General features: G+C 36.1%; 25 protein-coding genes. 6 read left to right on the forward strand and 19 right to left on the reverse strand.

All coding sequences use genetic code 11. From position 1 onward, the window contains the following. Positions 1-65 precede the first annotated feature (65 nt). The 11 genes from IEV85_RS09745 to IEV85_RS09795 form a co-directional block, all read right to left on the reverse strand. A complete protein-coding gene (locus IEV85_RS09745; RefSeq protein ID WP_188462748.1) occupies positions 66-761 on the reverse strand; it encodes a DUF2064 domain-containing protein in 696 nt (231 codons plus the stop codon). A 251-nt stretch (positions 762-1,012) separates the two neighbouring features. Beyond that, complete coding sequence (locus IEV85_RS09750; protein ID WP_188462750.1) at positions 1,013-1,927, reverse strand: endonuclease/exonuclease/phosphatase family protein; 915 nt, start codon at positions 1,925-1,927, stop codon at positions 1,013-1,015. A 321-nt stretch (positions 1,928-2,248) separates the two neighbouring features. Beyond that, positions 2,249-2,620 (reverse strand): methylglyoxal synthase, encoded by a 372-nt coding sequence (locus tag IEV85_RS09755; protein WP_188462752.1) that lies wholly within the window; start codon positions 2,618-2,620, stop codon positions 2,249-2,251. A gap of 8 nt (positions 2,621-2,628) precedes the next feature. Continuing rightward, the gene (gene argJ, locus IEV85_RS09760) at positions 2,629-3,840 is read right to left on the reverse strand and encodes a bifunctional glutamate N-acetyltransferase/amino-acid acetyltransferase ArgJ (RefSeq protein ID WP_188462754.1); all 1,212 of its coding nucleotides are present in this window, start codon (positions 3,838-3,840) and stop codon (positions 2,629-2,631) included. Positions 3,841-3,849: 9 nt separating this feature from the next. Continuing rightward, positions 3,850-4,884: an N-acetyl-gamma-glutamyl-phosphate reductase gene (gene argC, locus IEV85_RS09765; RefSeq protein WP_188462756.1), complete on the reverse strand. Its 1,035-nt coding sequence runs from the start codon at positions 4,882-4,884 to the stop codon at positions 3,850-3,852. Between the two features lie 55 nt (positions 4,885-4,939). Next, positions 4,940-6,145: an aspartate aminotransferase family protein gene (locus IEV85_RS09770; RefSeq protein ID WP_188462758.1), complete on the reverse strand. Its 1,206-nt coding sequence runs from the start codon at positions 6,143-6,145 to the stop codon at positions 4,940-4,942. A gap of 67 nt (positions 6,146-6,212) precedes the next feature. Continuing rightward, entirely contained in the window at positions 6,213-7,031 is an 819-nt protein-coding gene (gene argB / locus IEV85_RS09775) for an acetylglutamate kinase (RefSeq protein ID WP_188462760.1), read from the reverse strand. A 112-nt stretch (positions 7,032-7,143) separates the two neighbouring features. Beyond that, positions 7,144-8,148, reverse strand: a complete 1,005-nt coding sequence (locus tag IEV85_RS09780; RefSeq protein ID WP_188462762.1) for a ligase-associated DNA damage response exonuclease — start codon at positions 8,146-8,148, stop codon at positions 7,144-7,146. Positions 8,149-8,159: 11 nt separating this feature from the next. After that, positions 8,160-8,618 carry a MarR family winged helix-turn-helix transcriptional regulator gene (locus IEV85_RS09785; RefSeq protein WP_188462764.1) on the reverse strand — a complete coding sequence of 153 codons (459 nt, stop codon included), beginning with the start codon at positions 8,616-8,618 and terminating at the stop codon, positions 8,160-8,162. Positions 8,619-8,674: 56 nt separating this feature from the next. Continuing rightward, a complete protein-coding gene (locus IEV85_RS09790) occupies positions 8,675-9,892 on the reverse strand; it encodes a chorismate-binding protein (RefSeq protein WP_188462766.1) in 1,218 nt (405 codons plus the stop codon). Continuing rightward, entirely contained in the window at positions 9,889-10,320 is a 432-nt protein-coding gene (locus IEV85_RS09795) for a hotdog fold thioesterase (protein ID WP_188462768.1), read from the reverse strand. The genes IEV85_RS09790 and IEV85_RS09795 overlap by 4 nt, the downstream gene beginning before the upstream one ends. Positions 10,321-10,430: 110 nt before the next feature. On the opposite strand from IEV85_RS09795, the gene IEV85_RS09800 reads away from it, so the two are divergent. After that, positions 10,431-11,063, forward strand: coding sequence for a histidine phosphatase family protein (locus IEV85_RS09800; protein WP_188462770.1), 633 nt, complete (start codon positions 10,431-10,433; stop codon positions 11,061-11,063). Positions 11,064-11,080: 17 nt separating this feature from the next. Here IEV85_RS09800 and IEV85_RS09805 read toward each other — a convergent pair whose 3' ends face one another. The 3 genes from IEV85_RS09805 to IEV85_RS09815 are packed head-to-tail and all read right to left on the reverse strand — an operon-like array spanning position 11,081 to position 13,902. Continuing rightward, positions 11,081-11,494 carry a hypothetical protein gene (locus tag IEV85_RS09805; protein ID WP_188462772.1) on the reverse strand — a complete coding sequence of 138 codons (414 nt, stop codon included), beginning with the start codon at positions 11,492-11,494 and terminating at the stop codon, positions 11,081-11,083. A 56-nt stretch (positions 11,495-11,550) separates the two neighbouring features. After that, entirely contained in the window at positions 11,551-12,894 is a 1,344-nt protein-coding gene (locus tag IEV85_RS09810) for a short-chain fatty acid transporter (protein WP_188462774.1), read from the reverse strand. Beyond that, positions 12,895-13,902 carry an acyl-CoA reductase gene (locus tag IEV85_RS09815; RefSeq protein ID WP_188462776.1) on the reverse strand — a complete coding sequence of 336 codons (1,008 nt, stop codon included), beginning with the start codon at positions 13,900-13,902 and terminating at the stop codon, positions 12,895-12,897. It abuts the gene before it with no gap. 256 nt (positions 13,903-14,158) lie between these two features. Here IEV85_RS09815 and IEV85_RS09820 point away from each other — a divergent pair, with 256 nt between their 5' ends. Then, positions 14,159-14,509 carry a 4Fe-4S binding protein gene (locus tag IEV85_RS09820; protein WP_188462778.1) on the forward strand — a complete coding sequence of 117 codons (351 nt, stop codon included), beginning with the start codon at positions 14,159-14,161 and terminating at the stop codon, positions 14,507-14,509. Between the two features lie 408 nt (positions 14,510-14,917). Here IEV85_RS09820 and IEV85_RS09825 read toward each other — a convergent pair whose 3' ends face one another. After that, positions 14,918-16,027, reverse strand: coding sequence for a TFIIB-type zinc ribbon-containing protein (locus tag IEV85_RS09825; protein ID WP_188462780.1), 1,110 nt, complete (start codon positions 16,025-16,027; stop codon positions 14,918-14,920). A 1-nt stretch (position 16,028) separates the two neighbouring features. Next, on the reverse strand, positions 16,029-17,120 hold the full coding sequence (locus IEV85_RS09830; RefSeq protein ID WP_188462782.1) for an SPFH domain-containing protein: 1,092 nt from the start codon (positions 17,118-17,120) through the stop codon (positions 16,029-16,031). 222 nt (positions 17,121-17,342) lie between these two features. Here IEV85_RS09830 and IEV85_RS09835 point away from each other — a divergent pair, with 222 nt between their 5' ends. Further along, entirely contained in the window at positions 17,343-17,549 is a 207-nt protein-coding gene (locus IEV85_RS09835) for a hypothetical protein (RefSeq protein WP_188462784.1), read from the forward strand. A gap of 76 nt (positions 17,550-17,625) precedes the next feature. Here IEV85_RS09835 and lspA read toward each other — a convergent pair whose 3' ends face one another. The 3 genes from lspA to IEV85_RS09850 all read right to left on the reverse strand — a co-directional run bounded on the left by lspA (position 17,626) and on the right by IEV85_RS09850 (position 20,317). Continuing rightward, complete coding sequence (gene lspA, locus IEV85_RS09840; RefSeq protein WP_188462786.1) at positions 17,626-18,132, reverse strand: signal peptidase II; 507 nt, start codon at positions 18,130-18,132, stop codon at positions 17,626-17,628. Between the two features lie 154 nt (positions 18,133-18,286). Further along, positions 18,287-19,105, reverse strand: coding sequence for a cytochrome c (locus tag IEV85_RS09845; RefSeq protein ID WP_188462788.1), 819 nt, complete (start codon positions 19,103-19,105; stop codon positions 18,287-18,289). A 99-nt stretch (positions 19,106-19,204) separates the two neighbouring features. Then, positions 19,205-20,317: a sensor histidine kinase gene (locus IEV85_RS09850; protein ID WP_188462790.1), complete on the reverse strand. Its 1,113-nt coding sequence runs from the start codon at positions 20,315-20,317 to the stop codon at positions 19,205-19,207. A 301-nt stretch (positions 20,318-20,618) separates the two neighbouring features. Between IEV85_RS09850 and IEV85_RS09855 the strand changes: the two genes are divergently transcribed. The 3 genes from IEV85_RS09855 to IEV85_RS09865 all read left to right on the forward strand — a co-directional run bounded on the left by IEV85_RS09855 (position 20,619) and on the right by IEV85_RS09865 (position 23,430). Further along, complete coding sequence (locus IEV85_RS09855; protein ID WP_188462792.1) at positions 20,619-22,097, forward strand: AAA family ATPase; 1,479 nt, start codon at positions 20,619-20,621, stop codon at positions 22,095-22,097. A 5-nt stretch (positions 22,098-22,102) separates the two neighbouring features. Further along, positions 22,103-22,603 carry a hypothetical protein gene (locus IEV85_RS09860; RefSeq protein ID WP_229712552.1) on the forward strand — a complete coding sequence of 167 codons (501 nt, stop codon included), beginning with the start codon at positions 22,103-22,105 and terminating at the stop codon, positions 22,601-22,603. A 134-nt stretch (positions 22,604-22,737) separates the two neighbouring features. Then, a complete protein-coding gene (locus IEV85_RS09865; protein WP_188462796.1) occupies positions 22,738-23,430 on the forward strand; it encodes a hypothetical protein in 693 nt (230 codons plus the stop codon). The last annotated feature ends 2 nt before the right edge of the window (positions 23,431-23,432 follow it).

Here is a 23,432-nt window from a genome sequence, read left to right on the forward strand (position 1 = left end):
GATAATCTGAAAACTAAAAGAATAAAGAAGCTTGCTGAGCCTCTTCTATGGCATAAAATGGAAGGTTATCTTGAAGGGGGGGCGCGAAAAGGGCTTTCAAGCAAAATAGCAGAAGAGACTATGAAAAGGTTTTTTTTAAGTACTAATTTCTGTTTGATGGCACTCAGCAGCAGAATGAATTTTCTCATTGCCGAATCTAAATACTTATTTCCTAAGAGTATTTTCAGATCGAAGTAAGTATTAATGTCCCTCACTTTGCGAAGCACGCTGTAGGGCGAGTTATTAACTTTGCAATATTGCTGAAGTTGGAAGAAAAGCAAATTGGTTTGCCAGGGCAGTTGAGCAAATTTATCTCTCTTAAAGTTCTGTCTGGAAAGGCCAATAAGGTAAGTTCCTCCTCTCAGGGTTGGTCCGATGACAGATTTGCCATCTATTAAGTGGGCCTGTATTTGATCCCAATCTGCATTGATTAATTCGGGGCTGTCATTACCCACAGCAATGATGGATTCATACCCTAAGTCAAAAATTTCCTGATATGCATTGGCAAGTTTTTCACCAAACTGATTCCCTTTTTGATTGTTCTCATCAAAACGGAAAACCGGTAAACCAACTTTAGCTAAAATTTTTTCAGTGCGGTTAATAAAAGCAGAGTTAAGTGCTTCGTTTCGCAACAACCCGGTGGATAGTATTTTCTTTGCCTTTCCTTGCTGAGGAGCATTGAGGCTGAAGAATATGATAGCTATATTTTTGGTTCTTTGCACTAAAAACAATTTTAAGGCTATTATTTTTATTGATCTGTCATATAAACGACTATTTATCTAAATTCGGATTTACTTCAAATCTCAATATAGATAAAAAAGTAGATAAATCTGGTCTCATTACATTAAGATCAATACAATTTGATAAGCTAAATTGTTTAAAATAAGCTGATTTTTATTAAGAGTGATGAATACAGTGCTTAACTGGAAGGCAATAAAATCACCTCAATAACCGAAGCAAAATTTAATTATTTTCATTTTATACTAAGCAGAACAGGCCTGTGATCAGAAATGTTGGATTCATATTCTTCAATGCAATCATTGTAAGTGAGGGTGGTAACCATCTCAACATCATCAAATAGCTCATTGCTTATCAAAATATGATCCAGATGACTTCCATGAGTTTTCCAGGAAGGATAGCTTCTATACTCGCTTGGACCAAGTGCTATTTCCATATCAGCAAAATAGTAATTCCCCACATCTTCTATAAAGTTGTGAAAAGGATTGTTAACGTCATCGCTTAATTCATCGTTGAAATCGCCCAGCACCATAACTTTATTATTCTTCAAACGAGTATCAATGTATTTTTTTAGAAGGATGCTTGCTTCTTTTCTTCTGGCAGTATTTTCCTCTCCTCCGCAGCACTTAAGATGTATGTTGATGAGAGTAATTTCCTGTCCATTAACATGTTGTATGTTGGTAATGACAGGAGGCCTGTAGAAAGCACTGGAGTTATCAGGATAAATAATAGAAAGATTGCTGATATTTCTTATTTCAGATTCTTTGTATAAATATCCTAATTCCTGTCCGCCTCTCACATCATAAACCTTGTAATTCCAGCCTGGCGTAATATCAATTAAATTTTGTAATAAATCTGGCTCTGCAATTTCCTGGACAGCAATAATATCTGCATTGGTATTTCTGATTAACTCTGAAATACCTCTGATGGTACTCTTTCCATTTTTGGGAAAGAATTCAATGTTCCAGGTAACAATATCCAATGTTGCCTCTGTTAATTTAGTATCGCATGTGTAAGCTTTGAAAAGTTCAAACTCTCTTGGAGCATGGTGAGATGTTCCCTCTGAAGAATCTTCCTCTGATAAAACTGAGTTGAGAACAGCCAATATTATGGCGGAAAAGAGGAGGAAGTATCTAATTTTCTTTTTCATTAATTATTCCGGATGCAAATCTAAGATGTGGGCTATCTTTGAATTACCCTTATACAAGCCTTCTTTGGATATAATAAGGGTGATATCAGACTTAATAAATTTTCACGTAAAAGTAAGAGATTATTTTGAGAGATGAATAAGTTTAAGAAAGGCATTTCGGCTGTTTTAAACAAGAAAAGCTGATTTTCAACAAATAGAATACCGGATTAAGAAGTATTTATCTGAAAATCAGCTTTAAAGAAAAGAGCTAAAATATTGATAGATTAGTTCTTTAAGATATTAATTGCTCAAACTAATTTACAAGGGTAAAACCATGTCTTTTCATTCTTTCTTCGCCCACACAGCATCTAAAAGTAGCTGGGCAGTGGCCGGGTTGGTAGCTATGGGAATATTATGTACATCACAAATTCGCATCAGCATTTGAACATCCGGTTCGTGTGGGTGCTTACCTAAAGGATCCCGAAAAAATAACACCATATCCAATTTCTTCTCTGCTGCCAGTGCTGCAATTTGTGCATCTCCACCCAGCGGCCCTGAGAGTAACTTATTTACTTCCAGTCCACTATTTTCCGCATATTTGCCGGTTGTTCCTGTAGCTACAAGGTTAACAGCGTTAAGTTTATCTTTGTTTCTCATAAGAAAAGCGACCATTTCCGGCTTCTTTCCATCGTGTGCAATTACTGCTATTTTCATTCTGTTTTCTAGGTAGTATATTCTGCGTTAATTTTCACATAATCATAGGAAAGGTCTGATCCCCAACCTATTGCATGAGCTTTACCCTGGTTGAAATCAAACTTCACTTTTACATCGCGCTTAGAAAGTATTTCATCAGCTAAAGCTTCATCCAGCTCTTCGGGCTGCCCGGTTTTTAGTAAGCACAATTCATCATTCTGCCCCATGAATAAATCTACTTTATCAGGATCAAAATTAACCCCGGCCCGGCCCGCAGCAGCAAATAGTCTTCCCCAGTTAGGGTCTTTTCCAAAAAATGCTGTTTTAACTAACAATGAAGTAGAAAGTGTTCTAATGATTTTTCTGCAATCTTCCTCTTCAGGTAAACCTTTCACTTCAAAAGTAATCATTTTAGTTATTCCTTCACCATCATCCACAATCGTTTGGCCTAAGTCAATGCAAATTCTCGTAAGTTCTTCTTCTACCTTTGCATAATGTTGGTGGCTGGTACTGTCAATTAAATCATTAGCGGCTTTACCATTGGCCATCACCAGCACAGTGTCATTAGTGCTTGTATCACCATCTATAGAGATCATATTAAATGATCTGTCTACGGCTTTATTTAATGCTACTTTCAGCACCTCAGGCTTAATATTAAGATCTGTAATTATAAATGACAGCATGGTTCCCATATTTGGATGAATCATGCCAGATCCCTTGGCTATTCCTCCAATATGAATGGTTTGTTCTCCTAAAGAGAATGTAAAAGAAGCTCCTTTTGGCTTAGTATCTGTAGTCATGATGGCTCTGGCAGTGGCATCGCTACTTTTTTCAGTGTTTTCAAGTCCATTAGCTGCCAATGTAATGCCATTTAACACCTGTGTAATGGGGAATGGCCTTCCAATAACTCCTGTGCTGGCAATAAAAACATCCTTTTCCGCAACATGAAATATAGAAGATGTTCTTTTAATTTCATCATATACTGCTTGTTTTCCTAATTCGCCTGTGCATGCGTTAGCATTTTTTGAGTTAATGACTACTGTTTGGATTAAGCCATCTTCCATTTGTTTTTTGCAGACTTTTACCGGTTCGGCTACTACCAAATTGCGGGTAAAAGCTGCAGCAGCAGCACAAGGCTTTTCAGCATGTATAATGGCTAAATCTAATTGATTGTTTTTCTTTAATCCGGCTGAAAATCCATTGAAGACAAAGCCGGGTACTGTATGTAAATCCGTTATCATTATTTAAAATTATGGGTTTAAAGGAGCCAGACCCAGACCTGCAGTCTCTTCAAGATTGAACCTCAAGTTCAGATTATGAACAGCTTGTCCGGCAGCACCTTTTACTAAATTATCTATCACTGATAGAATTACAATTAATCCATTTTCCTGGTCATAATAGGGGAAAATATCAGCGAAATTAGATCCTTTTACATTTTTCACCTGTGGTGGTGCATCTGTGATCCTGATGAAAGGTTGACCGCTGTAAAAATTAGTAAAGCTTTTTCTTAAATTATTAAGATCCGTTGTTTCTGATGGTTTTACATACACCGTGCTCAAAATACCTCTGTCTATAGGTAATAAGTGGGGTGTGAATTTGATAGTAAAAGCCTTGGAATTTAATTTAGATAACGAATTATGAATTTCAGGCTGATGCCTGTGGCCTTCCACTTTATAGGCAAAGAAGTTCCCGTACAGAGAAGGGAAATGAGTGCTTCCTCCTGGCTTAATTCCTGCTCCGGTGGTGCCTGATTTTGAGTCTACTATAATTGTGCTTTCCTCATAATTACCTGATTGGATGACAGGTGCCAATGCAAGGATAGCTGAAGTTGGGTAACAACCCGGATTGGCTATCAAATTGGCTTGCTTAATTTCTTTACTAAACAATTCAGGTAATCCATATGCTGCTTTTCCTATTAGCTCAGGACTTACATGCTTTTGATACCATTTTTCATACAATGCTAAATCATCAAGTCTGTAGTCTCCTGAAAGATCAATGACCACGCGCCCTTTCTCAAGAAATTGAGGAGCATAATTCATAGAAACCCCATGAGGAAGTGCAAGAAAAACTGCATCAACATCAATATCAAGGGCTTCTTCTACTTTAATTAATGGAAGTTCCATTAGCTGACGAAAAGCTCCGTGTAAATCCGCAAAAGGCTTTCCTGCAGAAGTTTCTGAAGTGATATATTCTATACTAACGTTGGGATGGTTTAACAGAATCCTAACCAATTCTGATCCTGTATAGCCTGAGGCCCCAACTATTCCTATTTTTATTTTATTCATTTTTTATAAGCGATTTTTTTATTGAATGATAGCGATCTTCTTCTTATTCAAATAGCTACTGTTTTTCTGCTTTCTCAGCTTCATAAATTGCTTCTAAAGATTTTTTAAAGATATCAACAGCCTCATCAATATGAGATTTTTCTATAATAAGTGGTGGTACAAAGCGCATTACTGTACCTGAGGCACAGTTCCCAATCATTCCGTGCTTGAGCATTTCCATCACAATAGGTTTGCCATCCATATTAAGGGCTACTCCCAGCATTAAACCTTTCCCTCTAATTTCCTTTACTGCAGGATGGCTTCCTACAGCACTTTCCAGTTTCTGTTTTAAATAATCTCCCATTTCTGCTGCATTTTCAAGAAGCTTTTCTTCTTCTATCACTTCCATAGTGGCTAGTGCTGCAGCACAAACCAGCGGGTTACCCCCAAAAGTAGTTCCATGCTGTCCGGGTTGTAAGGCATCAGCAACCTTTTGTTTGGTAATTACTGCACCTATTGGCACACCGCTACCCATTCCTTTTGCGCAAGAAACTATATCGGGCTGAATATCAAAATGCTGATAAGCGAAATATTTGCCGGTTCTTCCGAATCCTGCCTGTATTTCATCTATGGCTAACAGAATATCATGTTCTTTACAGATTTCAGCTAACTTTAAGATGAATTCCTCCTTTATCACGTTGATTCCCCCTTCACCCTGAATAATTTCAACTACAAATCCTATAGGCTTATGATACTTTATATAGTCAGTAAGCATTTCAAGATTATTGTATTCCAATCTGTGGAAGCCATCGGGCAGGGGCTCAAAACCTTTTTGATACACTTCTTTTCCCATTGCCAGATTGGCGATAGTTCTTCCGTGGAAGCTATCGGTAAAGCTCACTATTGGACCTTTCTTATCATGTTTGGCTGCGTAGTTTCTAATAAATTTAATAGCTCCTTCATTGGCTTCTGCACCACTATTGCAAAAAAATGCTCTGTCTAAACCAGATGCTTCCACTAACTTTTGAATGAGGTCGGCCTGAGGCTGTATGTAGAAGATGTTGGAAACGTGCAATAATTTAGCTGCCTGTTGCTGAATGGCTTTTACTACTTTGGGATGACAATGTCCTGTATTGCAAACTGCAATTCCAGCCAACATATCCAGGTACTTTTTACCTGTACTGTCCCACATGTACATGCCTTCAGCCTTTTCAGCTACAACTTGTAATCTTCCATAAAGAGGTAAATGGTAATTATCTAATTTCTGTATACTTTCTTCCATATGATTTGAATGATATTATAAAAAGAGAAGTTAAAATTCTTTTTGGTAAAGCTAATGAATATCTAATTTATGATTTTATAATTTTTGTTCCCAACCCTTCTTCACTTAAAGCACGGCTAATATTTTTCGGGTCTGCTCCGTTGATGATCCTTACATTAGCTACGTCACCATTGATGGCTGTAAAGCAAGCTTCCATTTTAGGCATCATTCCTTCGCTGATTTTAATCTCTGAAGAAGTGCGGAGAGTAGCTTCATCAATTTCATGGATAATGGTTTCAGGTTTTTCAGGGTCCTTCATCAGACCTTCAATATTTGAAAGTATCAGGAAATGATCCACCTTAAGCGCGGCAGCCAAAGCACCTGCAAAAATATCCGCATTAACGTTATAAGAGGCACCCGAAGTGTCCATTGCTATAGAGTTAAGAATAAGGAAATATCCGTTTTCTAAAAGATTATCGTAAAGCTTTGTATCAATCTTTTCAACTTCACCTACTCTTCCTAAAGTTCGCTTCGTACCATTTACATCCACTTCCTTTGGATTACTGGTAACAGTTCTCCCATCTTTGGCAGATAAACCAATAGCTTTTAACCCTGCTTCTAAAGCCATTTCTGTTAATTGACCATTTACATAGCCTCTTAAGGCTGCTTCAACAAATGGAATGGCTTCTTCTGAAGTACATCTTAAGCCCTGGATAAATTCTGAGGGGATGTTGCCGTAGTTTAAAAATTGTTCTATAAATGGACCACCGCCATGTACCAGGATAGGAGAGTAGTTGTGATCGGAAAGTGATTTTATTTCTTTAATTACCTCTTTTTGAAGGTTTTTATCAGTCATGGCATTACCGCCATATTTGATGAGAACGGTCTGCTTTTTAGTATTATACATACATAAAATACTGATTTGAGCGGATTTTGTTGCGTTAAAAGTGGTTTTAAAGGGGATTAAATGGTAATGGTAAGAGCAAAATCGGAATGGGAAGTAAGAAAATAAATATATCTTATAGCTCTCTGTCCAGGCTTTCCCCCTCAAAAAGTGACTCCACTCGCGTGGCATCCATACCTTTATCCTGAAGATATTTGCTGAATACATCTGAGTAGCCATGAGTGGCATAAATTTTTTCAGCACCTGTGGCTTCAACCGCTTTTATAAGTCCGTTCCAATCAGCATGGTCGGATAGCACAAAACCTCTGTCAGCGGCCTTTCTTCTTCTGGTTCCCCTGAGCATCATCCACCCGGAAGCAATGCCTGTACTAAATGGAGCAAACTTTCGCATCCAGGGAGTGCCAATAGAGGCAGGTGTGGCTATTATGAGGCTTCCTGTAAAATCAGATTTGGGCGTTTCTTTAGTTACCCGATATGTTTCCGGCAGCTTCATACCGTTTGACCGAAAGACTTCATTCACATTTTCAACGGCTCCATGCGTTAAAATTCTTCCTATTGTAGGATCAACATTAGTTAGTATGCGCTGTGCTTTTCCAAGAGCATAAGCAAAAATGACTGAAGTTTTATTTTCTGATTTATTTTTTCGCCACCATTCATTAATCTCTTCATAAACCAACTGCTGGTTTTGCCATTGGTAAATAGGTAAGCCGAAAGTAGATTCTGTTACAAATTCATTACATTTAACGGGCTCAAAAGCCTCACTTAGCCCATCATCCTCCATCTTATAATCTCCCGATACTACACAAACTCTCCCTTTATATTCAAGCCTGATTTGAGCGGAACCTGGTATATGCCCGGCGGGGTGAAAACTCACTTTCACACCATTGATATGGGTAGTAGTACCATAATCAGTAGTTTGAAGGTTAATTGAATCTCCAAGGCGGAGTTTCATAATGGGGGCAGAAAGGTGGTGAGCAAGGTAATTGTGATGATTTGGCCTGGCATGGTCAGCGTGTGCATGAGTTATCAACGCTCTGTCCACTTCCTGCCAGGGATCAATATAGAAATTACCTTGCTGACAATAAATACCTGATTCTGTAAATTGAATAAGAGAAGACATTTAATATTAAACTAGTCCTTCTCGCTATTGTTTTCCGTCACTTTATAAATTATTTCATTCAACCTTAATAATTCATCATCCGATAATTTATTAAAGTGAGAGCCCATTTCTTCATAAATAATAGGTTGAACCAATTCCATTTTGATGAAACCTTCTTCAGTAAGGCAAATTTCTGTATTTCTTTTATCAAATTCCTTTTTTAACCTGTTGATATAGCCTTTTTCATGAAGACGATTGGCAATTCTTGAAATATCCGGCATGGTTTCATTCATTTCACTTCTTACCGCATTAATGTTAAGCTTTTCAGGATACTTTTCTTTAAGTATAGAGAGTACTTCAAACTGCTGACGGGTGAGGTTAAATTTTTTTAACTTTTGAGCTATATTATAGCATAGGGTATGCTGGCATTTCAGGAGGCCGGCAAAAGTTTGTTCAATAGTAGCCTCTTTTGGGGATAGTACATTTTGCATATTTGGTTGAATTAGAGTTTTATTTCGATTAATGAGGTAAAATTAACGATAAAAACTTATGTATGAAAGACTATGTCTTCTAAAACCTTACATTTCATTTCGGTTTCAAACCATTCTTTTTCCGGATCTGAATCAATTGTAATTCCCGCACCTGCATAGAAAATTACCTTATTACTCGTAAACTGGCAACATCTTAAATTAACAAAAATATGACTTTGATCATACATTCGAACGGGTCCGATAAATCCACTGAAATAGGATCGGTTGTGAGACTCCTTTTCTGCTAAAAATTCCAGCGCCTTTTCTTTAGGTATTCCACAAACTGCAGAAGTAGGATGTAATAGTTTTAACATTACTGAGGCTAATTCCGGAAAGTTTAGCGCTTTGGTATCTACCTTATAAGTAGTTTTAAGATGAAGAAGGCTGCCAGCCTGAATTGTTTTAGGACCTATTTCCTCATATTCACGTAATCTTATTTTTTTGAAGCAATTAATAATATACCGGGAAACTAAGGCTTGTTCTTCAATTTCTTTTTGTGTCCATGCAGTATGGATAACATTGTTTTCTGTTTTTACTTGTGTACCTGCCAGCGCTACAGTTTTGAAATATTCATTTTTCTTATCTTCAATCAATGTTTCAGGAGTTGCTCCCATCCAAAGCCCGGAAGTTGGAGAAAATGTTAAACTTACAAAAGCATCCGTATATTTTGCGCAAGCTTTCAAATAAGCATCTGCTATATCAAGGGTTTCCTCAATGTTGACGCATTTTATTTTAGAAGGAACTACTTTGTATAGTTCTTCAGTTTTTATTGCGTTAATTCCGGCCTTAACAGTATTGATATAGTCCTTCTTTGAAGTGGAGTTAATAGAAACAGTTTTCTTCAAGCGCTTATGAAGGCTTTCAATATTCGTCTTAATGATAGAATCTTCCTCCTCACTTTTGATTTTTTCCCATTGTAGTTCAATTAGCTCATCTAGCGAATTATTAACAAGATCTAATGAGAAACTCCCTTTGATATCTGTTTTGAAGTGAATATTAGGGTTTTCTGCTGCCTGAAACGGAGCAAGAATAAAGCCTGCCTCTAAATCATCAAGATTTACTTCATCCAGTTTTGTACCTCCATCCAAATCATAAAGAATATGAATGGTGTTATCCTGAGGTAGCTTCCATATTGCTAAGCCGGCATTTTTAATTTGAGCATAGTTTACAACTTTGCTCATCCATTCTGCTGGTTTCAGCTTAATTTCATTTTTTTTAAAGGTACTGTTTTTCAATTCTGCTTTTTTAATACTGCCATCGTAATACGACTGATACAAACTAATTGTTCTTTTTCATTAATTATTTCGATACTCCATACCTGCGTAGTTTTACCAACATGAACAGGTGAAGTTCGCCCATATACCCAGCCATTGGTCACTCCTCTTAAATGATTGGCATTAATTTCAAGGCCTACACAATAATACTGATCCTGATCTACCATCAACATCGCTGCAACGCTGCCCAATGTTTCCGCAAGAACCACTGAAGCACCACCATGTAACAAACCATAGGGCTGATGTGTTCGTTTGTCAACCGGCATTTTAGCTACAAGATAATTATCCCCAATTTCAGTAAATTCCATTCCTAAAACTTCTGAAATAGTGTTTTGCCCCATTTTGTTGAGGGTTTCCAGGCTAGGTTGTATCTTGAAATTTCTACTCATCTTCTTCAGTTTTTTTGGAGGTAATTTTAAATTATGCGGAAAATTACGGAATACCTTTCAAATTTAAACAATTCGCTTCAACTTTGATCTAACATCTTAGCAGGCTTATTATGGTAAAAGATTTAGTAATTGTACGTCATGGGCAAACAGAATATAATTTAAAAGGGATTGTTCAGGGTAGTGGCGTTGATTCCTCCCTTAACGAAACAGGCAGGAAGCAGGCTAAAGCTTTTTATGAATTTTACAAGAATTTCCCTTTCGACAAATTATACATCTCTACGTTAAAAAGAACGCAGGAATCCGTTCAGGGATTTATTGATGATGGCTTAAAGTACGAAAAGCTTTCCGGTTTAAATGAGATAAGCTGGGGCACCCGGGAAGGAAGCCCCTTTACACCTGAAGAGGATAAATATTATTATTCTATTTTAGAACGTTGGCAACAAGGTGAAACTAATTTACCAATAGAAGGCGGAGAAGCCCCTGCTCAAGTGGCAATGCGTCAGATGGAGGCAATGGATCATATTATGGCGCAAAAGAACGAGCGAAATGTGCTAATTTGCATGCACGGCAGGGCTATGAGAATCCTACTTTGCCAGCTGTTCAATTACCCTCTAAGCAATATGGATATTTTCGAACACCATAATTTAGGGATTTATCATGTACGGGCAACTGACAATATGTATCAGTTGGTGAAATACAATGATTTAGAACATTTGAAGGATTTATTAGAAACTAAAAATTGATTTGAAAGATCATCAATTCATTCATTGATTCTACTATATTTCTCAGAACAACCTTCATAGCAACTATAATATATAATTAATTCTGATTCAAATAAATCAATTCTTAGTTCATTTGAAGGCAGTGAATTGTTACAATCTGCTTTAAATGATAGCTCCGCTGAAGAGAAAGTCCCTTCAGTACTTCCGGTATCTTCAATTGATAGTCCATTGCACAAGGAAAAATTGGCTGCAAAGGTACTATCCTGATATAATGTAATTCTCTTATTACTTTCTACAGGAGCAAAATCTCCGCTTCCATCCCCGGGGTCAGAATAAATTGCTGTTAATTGGTAGGTGCCTAAAGAAGTTTTACTTACTCCATCATCTTCACTGCAAGCACACCATATTGAAAACAATAAAAGAAGGCTGAGAGCCGAAGTTAACTTTTTCATTCTGCTAATATTTAGTTTAGAGTTTAAACGACTTTGATAGTCAGCTTGTTATATCTTTAGAACAATAAAAGACCCATAATGAAAATAAGTGCTCCTATAAGAAGAATAATTGTGCTGTAAGGCAAGATATCTTTAGCATTTAATCGGGTAATACCCAAAAGGGGAAGCGCCCAGAAAGGTTGTAACATATTTGTTATTTGATCCCCATACGATAAAGCCATTACAATTTTTGGCAGCGAAATACCTAGTGCTTGTGCTGCTTCAACTACTATGGGGCCTTGCACTGCCCATTGTCCTCCTCCCGAAGGAACAAAAAAATTAACCAATCCTGCACTGAAAAATGTATATATAGGAAAAGTTACTTCTGTGGAAATGGAAACAAAAAAATCAGAAATAAGCACCACGAGTCCACTGTATTTCATAATTCCCATAATACCTGCGTACAAGGGAAATTGAATAATTATACCACTTACTCCTTTAATCCCTGAATTTACAGCATTCATAAATTGGGCCAGAGAACCATGAAGTATCAGGCTGGTGCCAAACAAAAGAAAATTAACATAATTCAGGTCTATAAAAGACTGATCAGACTGCCAGCTTTGAACAGCTTTAACTAAAGCTACTATAAGAATGACCCCTCCTAATAAATAGGCAGGCCATCGGCTACTGTCCAAAGCTATTTTGCTAGCAGTGGGTTTTTCCGTGGTTTTTTCTTCCTTATTATAGTATTCTGAATTAGAGCCCTTTTTAAAAGCCCTGCCCATAATGTAGAAGGCAAGAGGCACCATACAGAGTAAAACCATGAATAGCGATAAATTCATCGTAGAAAAAACTGTTTCTTCAATAGGAATTATTCCTGTTTTATCGATAAGAAAATGATCAGCTTCAGCTACTTTCAGCGGAGCAGAGCCTGATAGACCTCCGTGCCAGGCCATCATACCTGAATAGCCTGCAGCTCCCACCAAACCATAATTAAGGATTCTTCCTTGTGAGGCGAATTTATCACCTATTTTTCGTGCGAGAATAGCTCCAAAAATTAAACAAAGACCCCAGTTAAAAAAGCTAACAAAAATAGTAGCAAAACTCATCATCGAAGCTGCCTGAGCAGTATTTTTAGGCAGATCTGCAATTTTGCTAATGAGTTTTGAAAAAAATGGAGTTAAAGCTAAGGTATGGCCCAATAACAAAATGAGCACCATTTGCATCGTAAAAGAAAGTAATTCCCAAAAGCCGGTTTCCCAATAACTCAATATTTTGAAACTGTGAGATAAACTTCCTTCACCACTTTCTGTAAAGAAAAATGCCAGGAAAAATGTAACAACACTCAACAATATGGCAATCATAAAAGGAGAGGGAAGAAACCGCTCTACTAATTTAACATATTGCTTAGTGAAGCTCATTTAAATCTTTTTAGTGAGAAATTCCATGGTGTCAACTCCATCAGCATAATTCCATAGCTCAGGCATTTGAGCAGTTCCAGGTGCCAGTTCATTTTCACCTTTACCTACTACGCACTGAATAAGTGATTTATTCTCGTTCATCTTCTGCTGCAGATCTTCCTCATTTTGATAGAATTCATAATAAATAACAGAGATAGGGGATACCCAATCTTTATCTTCCTTTAACAGGAAAAAGCCTGAATCAAAATGTGGTTCGCGATTTACCAGGTAAATTGACTTGTTGTAGTCGTAATTGTTGACCCACTTATGATGATCAGCAAGCGTATTGAATGATTGCAGGCTGTTAATAAAAAATTGAAAATCATAACCAGCGGGAACGAACAGCTTACTCACATTTCTGCAACCTAAGCCGTAATATTGAAACATATCCCTCCCTAAAGCCTCAACCTCTTCCACACTTTCTTTTCCGGACAGTATGGCTGCTGAAGTACGGTTTTTTCGGATAATATGGGGATACTTTGCAAAATACTGATCAAAGTACCTCGCTGAGTTATTACTACCTGTTGCAATAACAGCATCAAAGTTTCGAATCGGGTCTTTAGTGAGTACTATGCGTTCCTCAAAACGGGGCTCAATAGAAATCAATAACTCGCTTACTTTCTTAAGTAAGAAAGGGTCTTGTGAGCTTAATTTTGCCAATACTTTATGTCCCGCCATTAAAACGGTCAAAAAATCGTGAAACCCTACCAAAGGGATATTTCCTGCCATTATTATAGCAACTGTCTTACCAGTGGATGAGTCTAATGAATAGGGTGCTATCCATTTGCGGAGCTTTTCTTCTTCCAGCATACCTCCAATAGCTTTTACCGCATGACTTACATTCTCGCGAGTAAACCAGTTATTAAAACCTGTTGCTCTAAAATACCACTCGTCCAGTTCAATTTCTGATAAATTTCTTAATTTATTTCCAAGTTTAATAAAGGCCGCTAATCGCTCTTCAATAGTCATTTAAATGTGCTTGTTTGATTTGTTGCTGTATGGAAATGTAAAAATAGTATAAAGACGGGTAACCACCTAAATAGAATCTCTTTTGATTTACCTGATGCCTATGCTGTATCACTGTAAAAGAAAATAGTTGGAATAAATATAAATAAGAATATTCTTCGATGATTGACTTAATTTGTTTTGCTACACAAACTTATTGTGTCTAACTTTGTTGTTATAACAACTTGTTTTGAGTTTTAAAAGATAAATTCTTTCGGTTATGGCAATAATGATAACAGATGAATGTATAAATTGTGGTGCATGTGAGCCTGAATGCCCTAACACCGCTATTTATGAAGGTGGTGTTGAATGGAACTGGGCGGGTGGTACCTCTCTTACTGATGAGGTTAAACTTCCTGATGGTTCTGTTGTAGATGCCAATGAAATGCAGGATCCTATTTCAGATGAATTTTACTATATTGTGTCAGGCAAATGTACAGAATGTACAGGTTTCCATGAAGAGCCTCAATGTGCAGCTGTTTGCCCTGTAGATTGTTGTGTGGATGATCCTGATGAGAGAGAAAGTGAAGAAGAATTGATGGGTAAAAAGGAATGGATGCACCAGGAATAAATGATTAATTAAGTATAATCTTAATATAGAGGCTGTCTTAAAAGGGTGGCCTCTTCTTTTTTGTCCAAATAGCTTCGTCCGGCTGGGGCTGGTACCTTAGATACACTAAGGTCAAATTCTGTGACCTCATATACAAGCAAGATAAGAGCGAGATATGTTTCTTGTCTCAAGAAACTTGGAAGAGATGAAATTTGTGAGGCTCACAACCTCGTAGAGGTGATATTATGGTAATAATGAATTTACCCTATTTTAAAGTCCTGTAAGGACGACATTTTATACCCTCTGTATTCATTAAGCAAGGTTCTTATAAAATGTCACCCCTCCGGGATTTTAATCTCATCATCTTGATTGCTACCGTAGTTTAGGCCCTACAGGAGTAGTCATAAATATCTGCTTTATTATTTAATTCTATTTTTTCAGTAAGAAATAGAGAACAACACCTATTGCTATAGCTCCTAACACAGCGAAAACAATCTTGGCAACGCTCCAGGGTCTTTCACCTTGTACTTCACCGGTACGTGCATTTATCATAAACTGGTAAAGCTTGCCTTTAAAATTGTAGGCACTTATGTAGGCGGGAAGCAAAATATGTTTAAAAGTGATATTGGAGTAGTTTGTATTTCTACTTAAAATTCTCTGTTCATCCCCTCCTATATCCTCGCGAATTAGAAGTGTAATCCCTGAATGCATTATTTGCTGTGCATTGCTGAAACCATTCTTTAAGTTGATTTGATATTTTTCGGTTATAAAACCACTGAGAAATTTTGAATCAAAAGGGGTAAGGTTTTCCAAATCCCATGGTTGTAAAGCATTTACTTTTTCCTTAGAAAGAGATTCAGAAGCTGGTACCAATACGTCATCAAAAAAGTGATTAACCTGGCCTGAAACAGATGACCAGCGAGTTTTTCTCACCTGCCGTGTTCTTGTTACTGATTTACCATTTTCTGTTGTAGTATAAGTTTCCGTTACATAATAATAAGTACCTCTTTGACCTACATAAGGAGTAACAGTATCCGAATCATAGGTCCAGAAGGGTAGATATATACCTTTAAAATGATCAAAGGATAGAGTAGCTTTCTTTAATGCATTAGGAGCAAACCATAATTTGTTGATCCATTTTTTGAAAGATTGAATGGCCTCCTCTTTATTGATTTTAAAGGGTAACAAGCTTTTAGGCTGTAAAATGCTTTCTTCCTTTGCGTTTTGAACAATAAGAGGAGTGTCACAATAGGGACATGCAGAAGACGTGATATGAGGTTCTAATGATGATTCAGCAGCACAAACTGTACATTTTACAATTTTAAGCGTATGATGATCTTCAGTATCTTCTCCCTTTTGAAAAAAAGCTTCAAAATCCAGTTCTTCAATAATAGCTTCTGACTCTGGAATAGCATTCTTAGCTCCACAGTATTCGCAGATTAATTCTGTGGTCCCTGGTTTATATTTTAAATCTGCTCCGCAATCGATACATCCAAACGTTTCAGAAAGACTTACAGATTGTAATGTTTCATTGTCCATTTTATTGCGGTGGAAGTGGTGGTGGAACAGAACCGAAAAGAGTAGAGAATTCAGGCACCTGGCTCGCAGCAGTCCAGTTACTCATGCCTTGTTTCCATACCAAAGAGTCTCTGTTTATTTGTTGCTGATTAATCATTTGCTGTAAGGTAGCCATATCAAATGGACCTGCTTGCTGTCCATTTAACACCACATGAAATGTCGACTGAGCAGGTATTGGTGGTGGTGCTCCTGCAGCTTGCTGCTGATTGTAAGATTGCCCCATTTGGTTAGCCATTGCAAAACCCATTCCCATGCCCATACCGGCACCAGCTGTTCCACTTTCATTCTCAGCAGCTTTCTCCATGGCTTTGGCTGCTTTAATTTTTGCAAATTTATCCAGATCAATAGAATTCAATCTGCTGAGCTCGAAGATTTCTGTTTTAATTTCTTCAGGCATTGAAATATTCTCGATCAGGAAATTGGTAAGGTCTAATCCATATACCTTAAAGTCTTCCTGCATGATGCCTTTCACAAGTGTGGAAATCTCGTTGGTGTTGGCAGCATATTTTTCTACGGGTAAGTCTGCTTCACCAATAGCATCAGTGAAACGGGCTACTACCATGCTTCTCAATTGATTGCCTATTTCATCCGTAGTAAAATGGCCGTCAGTTCCCACCACCTCTCTAATGAATAGTCCAGGGTCATTTACTTTAATTACATAAGTTCCAAAAGCCCTGATTTCCAACATTCCAAATCTGCTATCTGATAACGTAATTGGATTTTTTGTACCCCATTTTTGATCTGTAAAGTTTCTCGTGCTAACGAAATATACTTCTGCCTTAAAAGGACTGTCAAAACCGTACTTCCAACCCTTTAATGTAGAGAGAACAGGCAAATTGGCTGTGGTTAAAGTATACATACCAGGCATGAAGATGTCTGCAATTTTGCCTTCATTGATAAAAACTGCGGCTTGCCCTTCCCTTACTGTAAGTTTAGCGCCATTTTTAATTTCATTGTCATGCCTTTCAAATCGGTATACAAGTGTATTGTTAGAAGAGTCTGTCCATTCAATTATATCAATGAATTCACCTCTTAAACTGCTGAAAAGTCCCATATATAGCTTTTGAATTTGAATTTAGGTCTTAAAAGAAGTTAAATTTTTGATAAAACAAAAATATTTAATATAATAAATTTATTATTTTTTTGGACAGTATTGAGTGAGAGAGAAGTTTGATTATATAAAGTATTTGATTACTAAATAGATATAAATTCAATTAAATCGTTAACCCTGTCTTTCTAATGTGCGTAAACAATAGCATAGCAAAACTAGAACAATATGAAACTTACCGAGAAATTAAAGCATGAATTTGAAGATAAAGTAAATGGACTAGGCGACTTAATTAATAAAAGAGGATTAGGTTCCGGCTATGTTACTAAAGCTAAAAAGGCACAAAGAAATGCCAATATTGCCCTTTTGGCTATTGGAGCATTGGCAGTTGTTGGAATTGTAACATGGATATCAAAAAATAATCATGATGAATAGACAAATGAATGGATTAAAATAGTGCCTACGAAATACTTAGGCACTATTTTAATTATTCTAAATGACTAATCAGGTATTATTTATTTTCAACTTTTGGCTTTGGTTTTGCAAATGATTGAAGCAACACCAAAACAGCCCCTGTAGTAATTGAAAGATCAGCTACATTAAATATCCCAGTTTGTGCAAAGCCGAAATCAATGTGCATAAAATCAGTTACTGACCCATAAACTATTCTGTCATAAATATTTCCCAGTCCTCCTCCAATCATCATGGTAAAGCCAATTAAAGTTAATCCAGGCAATTCCTTTTTAGTAATTAAAAAATAAATACCATAGCACATTACTACAATAGGTAGTATAATTAGCACAATAATTCGTATATATTCAGGCATTGAATCGCCCATTCCCAGGAAGGCCCCTGAGTTTTCTACTTTTGTGATAGTAAAATAGCCACCTAAATAAGAAAATTGCTCATGTAACTCTATGTAGTTTCTAATGATTATTTTGCTTACCTGATCGGCAATTACAGAAATAGCTAAAATAGCCATTACTAAGATTAATCTCTTTTTTCTATTAAAACTCATTGGATTGCTTCCTCCTTGTATAGATATAAATTTCAGGCGGCTAAAAAAGCGAATATTTGTGTGAAATAAAAGGAGAAATTCAATCTGTTATAAGCTATGTTTGTTCTTAGTGATTAAAAACGGTTTACAGGAGGTTTATTCTGTAAATAAATAATTAGTTATCCGGAGCCCCTTCATTGAGCCAACAGGTAATTTTATCAATTTCTTCCTGACTTAAATCTGGACGACCAGCAGGTGGCATGGATCTATTGCTTGTTCTGTTCTGAATAAATGCAGCTTCTGCTATAATGTTTTCTTTAGTACTTAAATTGGGTGATTGACTTCCGTTATGACATCCTGAAACAGCACAATTAGCTATAATGATAGGTTGTATATCTGCATTTAAGCTAATGCCGGAACTAATTGTAATACCTCTAATGCTGGTTTCGCATCCGTTGGCATCCTTTGCAAAAATATTATACACTCCATTGGGAAGGTTTTTAAATGATGAGTCTGGCTGAAATAGTTCATTGTTTATCTTGTATTCAACTGGTGGAATACCGTTTTGCTGATTTACTATAATGCTGCCTTCTGTTTCTCCGCATTCTGAATCAGATTTTTGAACTATGGAAAGCTGAAGGCCTCCTTCATTTTCTATAAGTACTTCAAGTGGTTCACTTTGACATTGCGTTTGAATGCTTTTTGCTATCACCGAATAGTTACCTGCAGACAAGTTCGAAAAATTGGCATTTGTGCTAAAAACATCTCCATTAATGCTATATTCCCATCCTTCTTCCAACCCAGTAGCAACAACAGTGAAGCTACCATTTTCCAAACCACATTCAGTATTTACTACATCTAATACACTTAAAATGATTGAATTTTGAGAACAGTCTACAGAGGTTTCCAGGCTTTCATATTCGCAAGAAAGAATACTAAAACTTACTAGAAGTAGGAAAAAGTAATTCTGTGCCTGTTTTGTGTGCATTTCCATAGTTTATGATATAATAGTAAAAGGGCTTGCGCTTTAATTTTACAATATACTAAGAAATGCATGAAAAGGATTAGTTAAAATATTATACCCGGCAGAAAATTAATCCTGAGGGAAAATCAATTTAAAAATAGTACCCTGATCTTTATTGCTGGTTACCTGTACATCACCCTCATGCGCTTTAACTACTTCTTTCACAAAAGCAAGCCCTATTCCCCAACCTTTTCTTGTGCCGTCTACCTGGTAATATCTGTTGAAAATGTTCTGAAGTACTTTATCCGGAATTACTTTCCCATAATTCTGAACAGAAATAATGAGCTTATTTTCTTCAAGCAGGCATGAAATTGTTATTTTGCTTTCAGTTTCCCCATGCTTTAGTGCATTGTTCATTAGATTGTTGAAAGCACGCCTGAAAAGTTCCAAATCAATTTCCACATATAAATCATCAACTTCTGACTGTAGTTCTATTTCCACCTTTTGGGAAACCTCATAAACATTTATTTCATTTCTTAATTCTTCCAGTATATTAAACTTGCTTATATAAACAGGTACTTTTTCATTTGTGCCAATTTTACCGACATCTAAAAAATCCTTAATAAGCATTTCTGCCTGGTTGGCACTGGTTTTTAATATCCTAAGAATTTGACTTACTTCTCCTACATCCAAATCTTTTTCCAGCAGGTTAATACATCCTTTAATATTGTTTAATGGACTATTAAGATCATGGGAAATAGATTGGATAAATTCTTCCCTGTTATCATCTTCCAGTTCCAGGTCATTCGCTTTTTTCTCAGCTACCTTTCTTGCATCTACCTGGACTCCTTGTTTAACTATGTAAAATATTTCTGCCGCTTGTTCTATAGCCTGGTCTATTACAAGCATAATTGCATCCCTTTCTTTGGGTGGAGTTAGTTCGTGCTCATCCAACAGGTGAAGGATAGTTATTTTTAGCAAATTGTACTCTCTTATGATATGCCGTAATGAATAGTTTCTAAAGGAGGCTCTTTGCTGACCGTGTTCCTGGCTATTATGATTAACTTCCTCCTGATTATCCGATTTTAAATTTACTACAATGGCTTTTAAAAGGTTTGGGACACTGTTTTCAATGGCAGATTTGTCGTATTGACTTATTACGGGCATTTTTTCTTTCAGTGATTGCATCCAATTCGAAAGAATTTGATCCTGTTGGGAATTAATAATATCTGCTGTTGACATATTGTTTTTTGAATTATTTTAATAGTACCTCCATGCTTTTGGTTACATGTAGAATAAATATGAAACCCTGATTGCTTATTCTATTACCTGAGAAAAGTTGTTTTTATAAATTTCGATAATTAATTATTGGATTTCAACTTCTCTAACGGATATGATTTTATTTAGATATATTAAATAATTGATGCATCTGTATTTTAATCCTGGCAAGGAGATCAATTAAATCGCTTTTATAGTCAATTTTTTATAAATATTATTAAATTGCCGACCGTTAATTATTTATCTAAAGCAAGTATTTCCTTTAATGAAAAATAATTCTGACTCTTCAGCTGAATTAATCAGTCAGGAGTTTATGCACATGTTGAACCTCTTAGCTGTAAGAGCCAGCTCATTTTGTAAGCAACTAAATGGAGATAATAGATTTATACAATCTGTAAATGAATATGCTTTAAAGGGAGGAACTGATGGGGTTAAAACTGAGCATATTTTTATGGCTGACTTCATCACCTTTATTAATGGTTTTATTCAGCTTCCAGATAAAAAAGCGCATTCAGTTGCTCATTTTACGCTAATTTACTTTTATGAGTTTCTGCAAGGGAAGGATTTAAATAAAAAGTATAGTTTAAACGAACTACGGACCCTTACTCTTTCTGTACAATTTAATAAAAATGTTAAGCTAATAAAAGACACGCCTTTCTTTCCTATTTTAAATGAAATGGAAGGGGAGTTTATGGTTGCTGCTGGTTTAGCAAAGATGAAGAGTGAATACCTTCCTGTTTATGCGGCAATAATGAATGGTATACTATCTCTGATAGTAAAATCTGATGGTGAAATCAGTGCTGAAGAGAAAGCATTTATGCACGGAATTATTCATAAGCTAAATAATCCAAATATTATTGAAGGGAGCTCTGAATTACAAGGTATACCTGAAAATGATACTCTGGAACTTGCTCTTGATGAGCTTAACTCCTTAATAGGGATGGAGGAGATAAAGAAAAGTGTACTAGATTTAACGAATTTCTTAAAAGTTCAGAGAATAAGAGAAGAAAAAGGTCTTAAGGCATCAAAAAATGCACTCCATTCAGTATTTATGGGACCTCCCGGAACAGGTAAAACTACTATAGCACGTTTGCTTGGAAGGATATATAAGCATTTAGGTTATTTAGAAAAAGGCCATGTGATAGAGACTGACAGAGCTGGTTTAGTTGCTGGATATGTAGGGCAAACGGCTATAAAAACCAAAGAAATAATTGAGAAGGCACATGGAGGAGTACTTTTTATAGATGAAGCCTATTCATTATCAACAGGAGGTTTTAATGATTATGGGCAGGAAGCTGTTGAAATTCTGCTCAAGCGAATGGAAGATAAAAGGGGAGATTTGGTAGTGGTGGCAGCAGGATATCCAGATGAAATGGAAGATTTCATTCAATCTAACCCGGGTTTGCAATCTCGCTTTAATCGCTATTTTAAGTTTGATCACTTCTCGCCTGAGGCATTACTCAATATTTTTAAAATGTATGTAAGTAAAGCTGATTTTAAACTAACTGAAGATGCCGAGGAAAAGGTAACGGAAATAATTGATAGAGTATATGAAAAGAGGCATAAGTCCTTCGGTAATGCCAGAACTATGCGCAATTTATTTGAAAACATTATTGAGAAACAGGCCAATAGAATAGTGGAAATTACACCTGTTACTAACGAATTATTAATGACGATAACAGAAGAAGATGTGCCTGAGGTATTAAAGGCAGTAAACAGTATTAATTTATTTAATGAGGGGTAAATAAAATGACGGTAAAAGATTTATTAAATATGCTAAGCGATAATCAATATATTATTCTTGGTTATTTCCTTATGCTCTTAATCAGTACAATTATACTAGCAGCCATAGTAAAGAAAACAAATTTTAGTTATTTAAAATATGTTGCCAGTATTTTGGTATATGGTGCATGCATTCCCGGCATATTTGCTACCATGGTTACATGTTACTTGTTTTTTATAGCAAAGGCTGATTTATTGCATCTCAACGTAACCGTTTATTTCCTTCCAATAGTTTTTATGGTGATTATTCTGCTGATTATGAATAGAAGGATAGGGATGAAGTCGATTCCAGGTTTTGGAAGACTTTCTGCTTTAATGTTAATAATTGGGTTGTCATTTTTAATCTTATTTATAATTCAGCGCACTTATTTCGGAGTTGTATTTATGGGAGGTTTTGTGCAATTACTAGTTGCTTTTGCTATACTGTTTTTTATCCTAAAATATGCGTGGTCTAAGCTTGTGAGGTAGCATTTAGTTTGCACTATTTTGAAATATAATTAATTCAAGAAAATTGAAATCTTTAAAAATAATGTACTAAAATGATATAAATTTGACTTTTTGTATTACATATTTATTGCTATTTTTGATTATTCTAAAATATTATGTCTAAAGAAAAATTTGACTGGAAATCTCTTTTTATTAAAGTTGAAGACAGTAAAAACGAAGAACCCGTTAAAAAAGAGCAGGAAGGTGGAAGGTCTAAATCCTCTACCAGTTTTCCTGATTCTGGAGGTAGTCCTCAGAAATTCCCCAAAAAAGCACCTACTCCTACTGATGTAAGTGAATCCGTTTTGAATACAGTTATTGAAATGTATGAAGCAGGTTTTCAAAGCTTAAACAGGCCGGGTTATGATTTTTATGAATTTTTTAAAGCGATCAATTCAGTAAAGTCACATGAACCTGGTGTTTACAAAATGGCTTTCACCATGGCAAAGGGTGTAGACTCTAAAGTTAGTAAAGAATTTCTGTTGGAGCAGGCTGGTTTTTATATTAATGAGATCAATAAAGTTCATCAAAAATATGAAACTCAGGGTAGGGAGAAAAAAGCTCAAATTCAAGATAGTCAAAAAGTACAGAAGGAGAATTTAGTAAATGAGATTTCAAGTCTTGAAAAGAAGTTAAAGGATATCCAATCGCAAATTGTCAATAAAAAGAAGGACTTACAATCTATTGACATCACTATGCTGGCTGAAATCTCTGAAATTGATCAAAAGATTACAGCAAATGACGTAGCTAAGTCAAAAATCCTTGAATCTATCACTGAAGTAGAAGAAGGCATTAAAAAGAACTTATAATT

The sequence above is a fragment of the Marivirga lumbricoides genome (assembly GCF_014636295.1).
Taxonomy (GTDB): domain Bacteria; phylum Bacteroidota; class Bacteroidia; order Cytophagales; family Cyclobacteriaceae; genus Marivirga; species Marivirga lumbricoides.

What these genes read in the sequence shown, in the direction of transcription:
- IEV85_RS09850 (WP_188462790.1), bottom strand. Translation starts at nt 20,317, where the DNA reads ATGTCAACAGCAGATATTATTAATTCCCAACAGGATCAAATTCTTTCG.
- lspA (WP_188462786.1), bottom strand. Translation starts at nt 18,132, where the DNA reads ATGAGTTTTAATAGAAAAAAGAGATTAATCTTAGTAATGGCTATTTTA.
- IEV85_RS09820 (WP_188462778.1), top strand. Translation starts at nt 14,159, where the DNA reads ATGGCAATAATGATAACAGATGAATGTATAAATTGTGGTGCATGTGAG.
- IEV85_RS09860 (WP_229712552.1), top strand. Translation starts at nt 22,103, where the DNA reads ATGACGGTAAAAGATTTATTAAATATGCTAAGCGATAATCAATATATT.
- IEV85_RS09865 (WP_188462796.1), top strand. Translation starts at nt 22,738, where the DNA reads ATGTCTAAAGAAAAATTTGACTGGAAATCTCTTTTTATTAAAGTTGAA.
- argB (WP_188462760.1), bottom strand. Translation starts at nt 7,031, where the DNA reads ATGTATAATACTAAAAAGCAGACCGTTCTCATCAAATATGGCGGTAAT.
- argC (WP_188462756.1), bottom strand. Translation starts at nt 4,884, where the DNA reads ATGAATAAAATAAAAATAGGAATAGTTGGGGCCTCAGGCTATACAGGA.
- IEV85_RS09795 (WP_188462768.1), bottom strand. Translation starts at nt 10,320, where the DNA reads ATGAGTAGAAATTTCAAGATACAACCTAGCCTGGAAACCCTCAACAAA.
- IEV85_RS09750 (WP_188462750.1), bottom strand. Translation starts at nt 1,927, where the DNA reads ATGAAAAAGAAAATTAGATACTTCCTCCTCTTTTCCGCCATAATATTG.
- IEV85_RS09755 (WP_188462752.1), bottom strand. Translation starts at nt 2,620, where the DNA reads ATGAAAATAGCAGTAATTGCACACGATGGAAAGAAGCCGGAAATGGTC.
- IEV85_RS09780 (WP_188462762.1), bottom strand. Translation starts at nt 8,148, where the DNA reads ATGTCTTCTCTTATTCAATTTACAGAATCAGGTATTTATTGTCAGCAA.
- IEV85_RS09770 (WP_188462758.1), bottom strand. Translation starts at nt 6,145, where the DNA reads ATGGAAGAAAGTATACAGAAATTAGATAATTACCATTTACCTCTTTAT.
- IEV85_RS09810 (WP_188462774.1), bottom strand. Translation starts at nt 12,894, where the DNA reads ATGAGCTTCACTAAGCAATATGTTAAATTAGTAGAGCGGTTTCTTCCC.
- IEV85_RS09805 (WP_188462772.1), bottom strand. Translation starts at nt 11,494, where the DNA reads ATGAAAAAGTTAACTTCGGCTCTCAGCCTTCTTTTATTGTTTTCAATA.
- IEV85_RS09835 (WP_188462784.1), top strand. Translation starts at nt 17,343, where the DNA reads ATGAAACTTACCGAGAAATTAAAGCATGAATTTGAAGATAAAGTAAAT.
- IEV85_RS09815 (WP_188462776.1), bottom strand. Translation starts at nt 13,902, where the DNA reads ATGACTATTGAAGAGCGATTAGCGGCCTTTATTAAACTTGGAAATAAA.
- IEV85_RS09800 (WP_188462770.1), top strand. Translation starts at nt 10,431, where the DNA reads ATGGTAAAAGATTTAGTAATTGTACGTCATGGGCAAACAGAATATAAT.
- argJ (WP_188462754.1), bottom strand. Translation starts at nt 3,840, where the DNA reads ATGATAACGGATTTACATACAGTACCCGGCTTTGTCTTCAATGGATTT.
- IEV85_RS09830 (WP_188462782.1), bottom strand. Translation starts at nt 17,120, where the DNA reads ATGGGACTTTTCAGCAGTTTAAGAGGTGAATTCATTGATATAATTGAA.
- IEV85_RS09855 (WP_188462792.1), top strand. Translation starts at nt 20,619, where the DNA reads ATGAAAAATAATTCTGACTCTTCAGCTGAATTAATCAGTCAGGAGTTT.
- IEV85_RS09785 (WP_188462764.1), bottom strand. Translation starts at nt 8,618, where the DNA reads ATGCAAAATGTACTATCCCCAAAAGAGGCTACTATTGAACAAACTTTT.
- IEV85_RS09825 (WP_188462780.1), bottom strand. Translation starts at nt 16,027, where the DNA reads ATGGACAATGAAACATTACAATCTGTAAGTCTTTCTGAAACGTTTGGA.
- IEV85_RS09845 (WP_188462788.1), bottom strand. Translation starts at nt 19,105, where the DNA reads ATGGAAATGCACACAAAACAGGCACAGAATTACTTTTTCCTACTTCTA.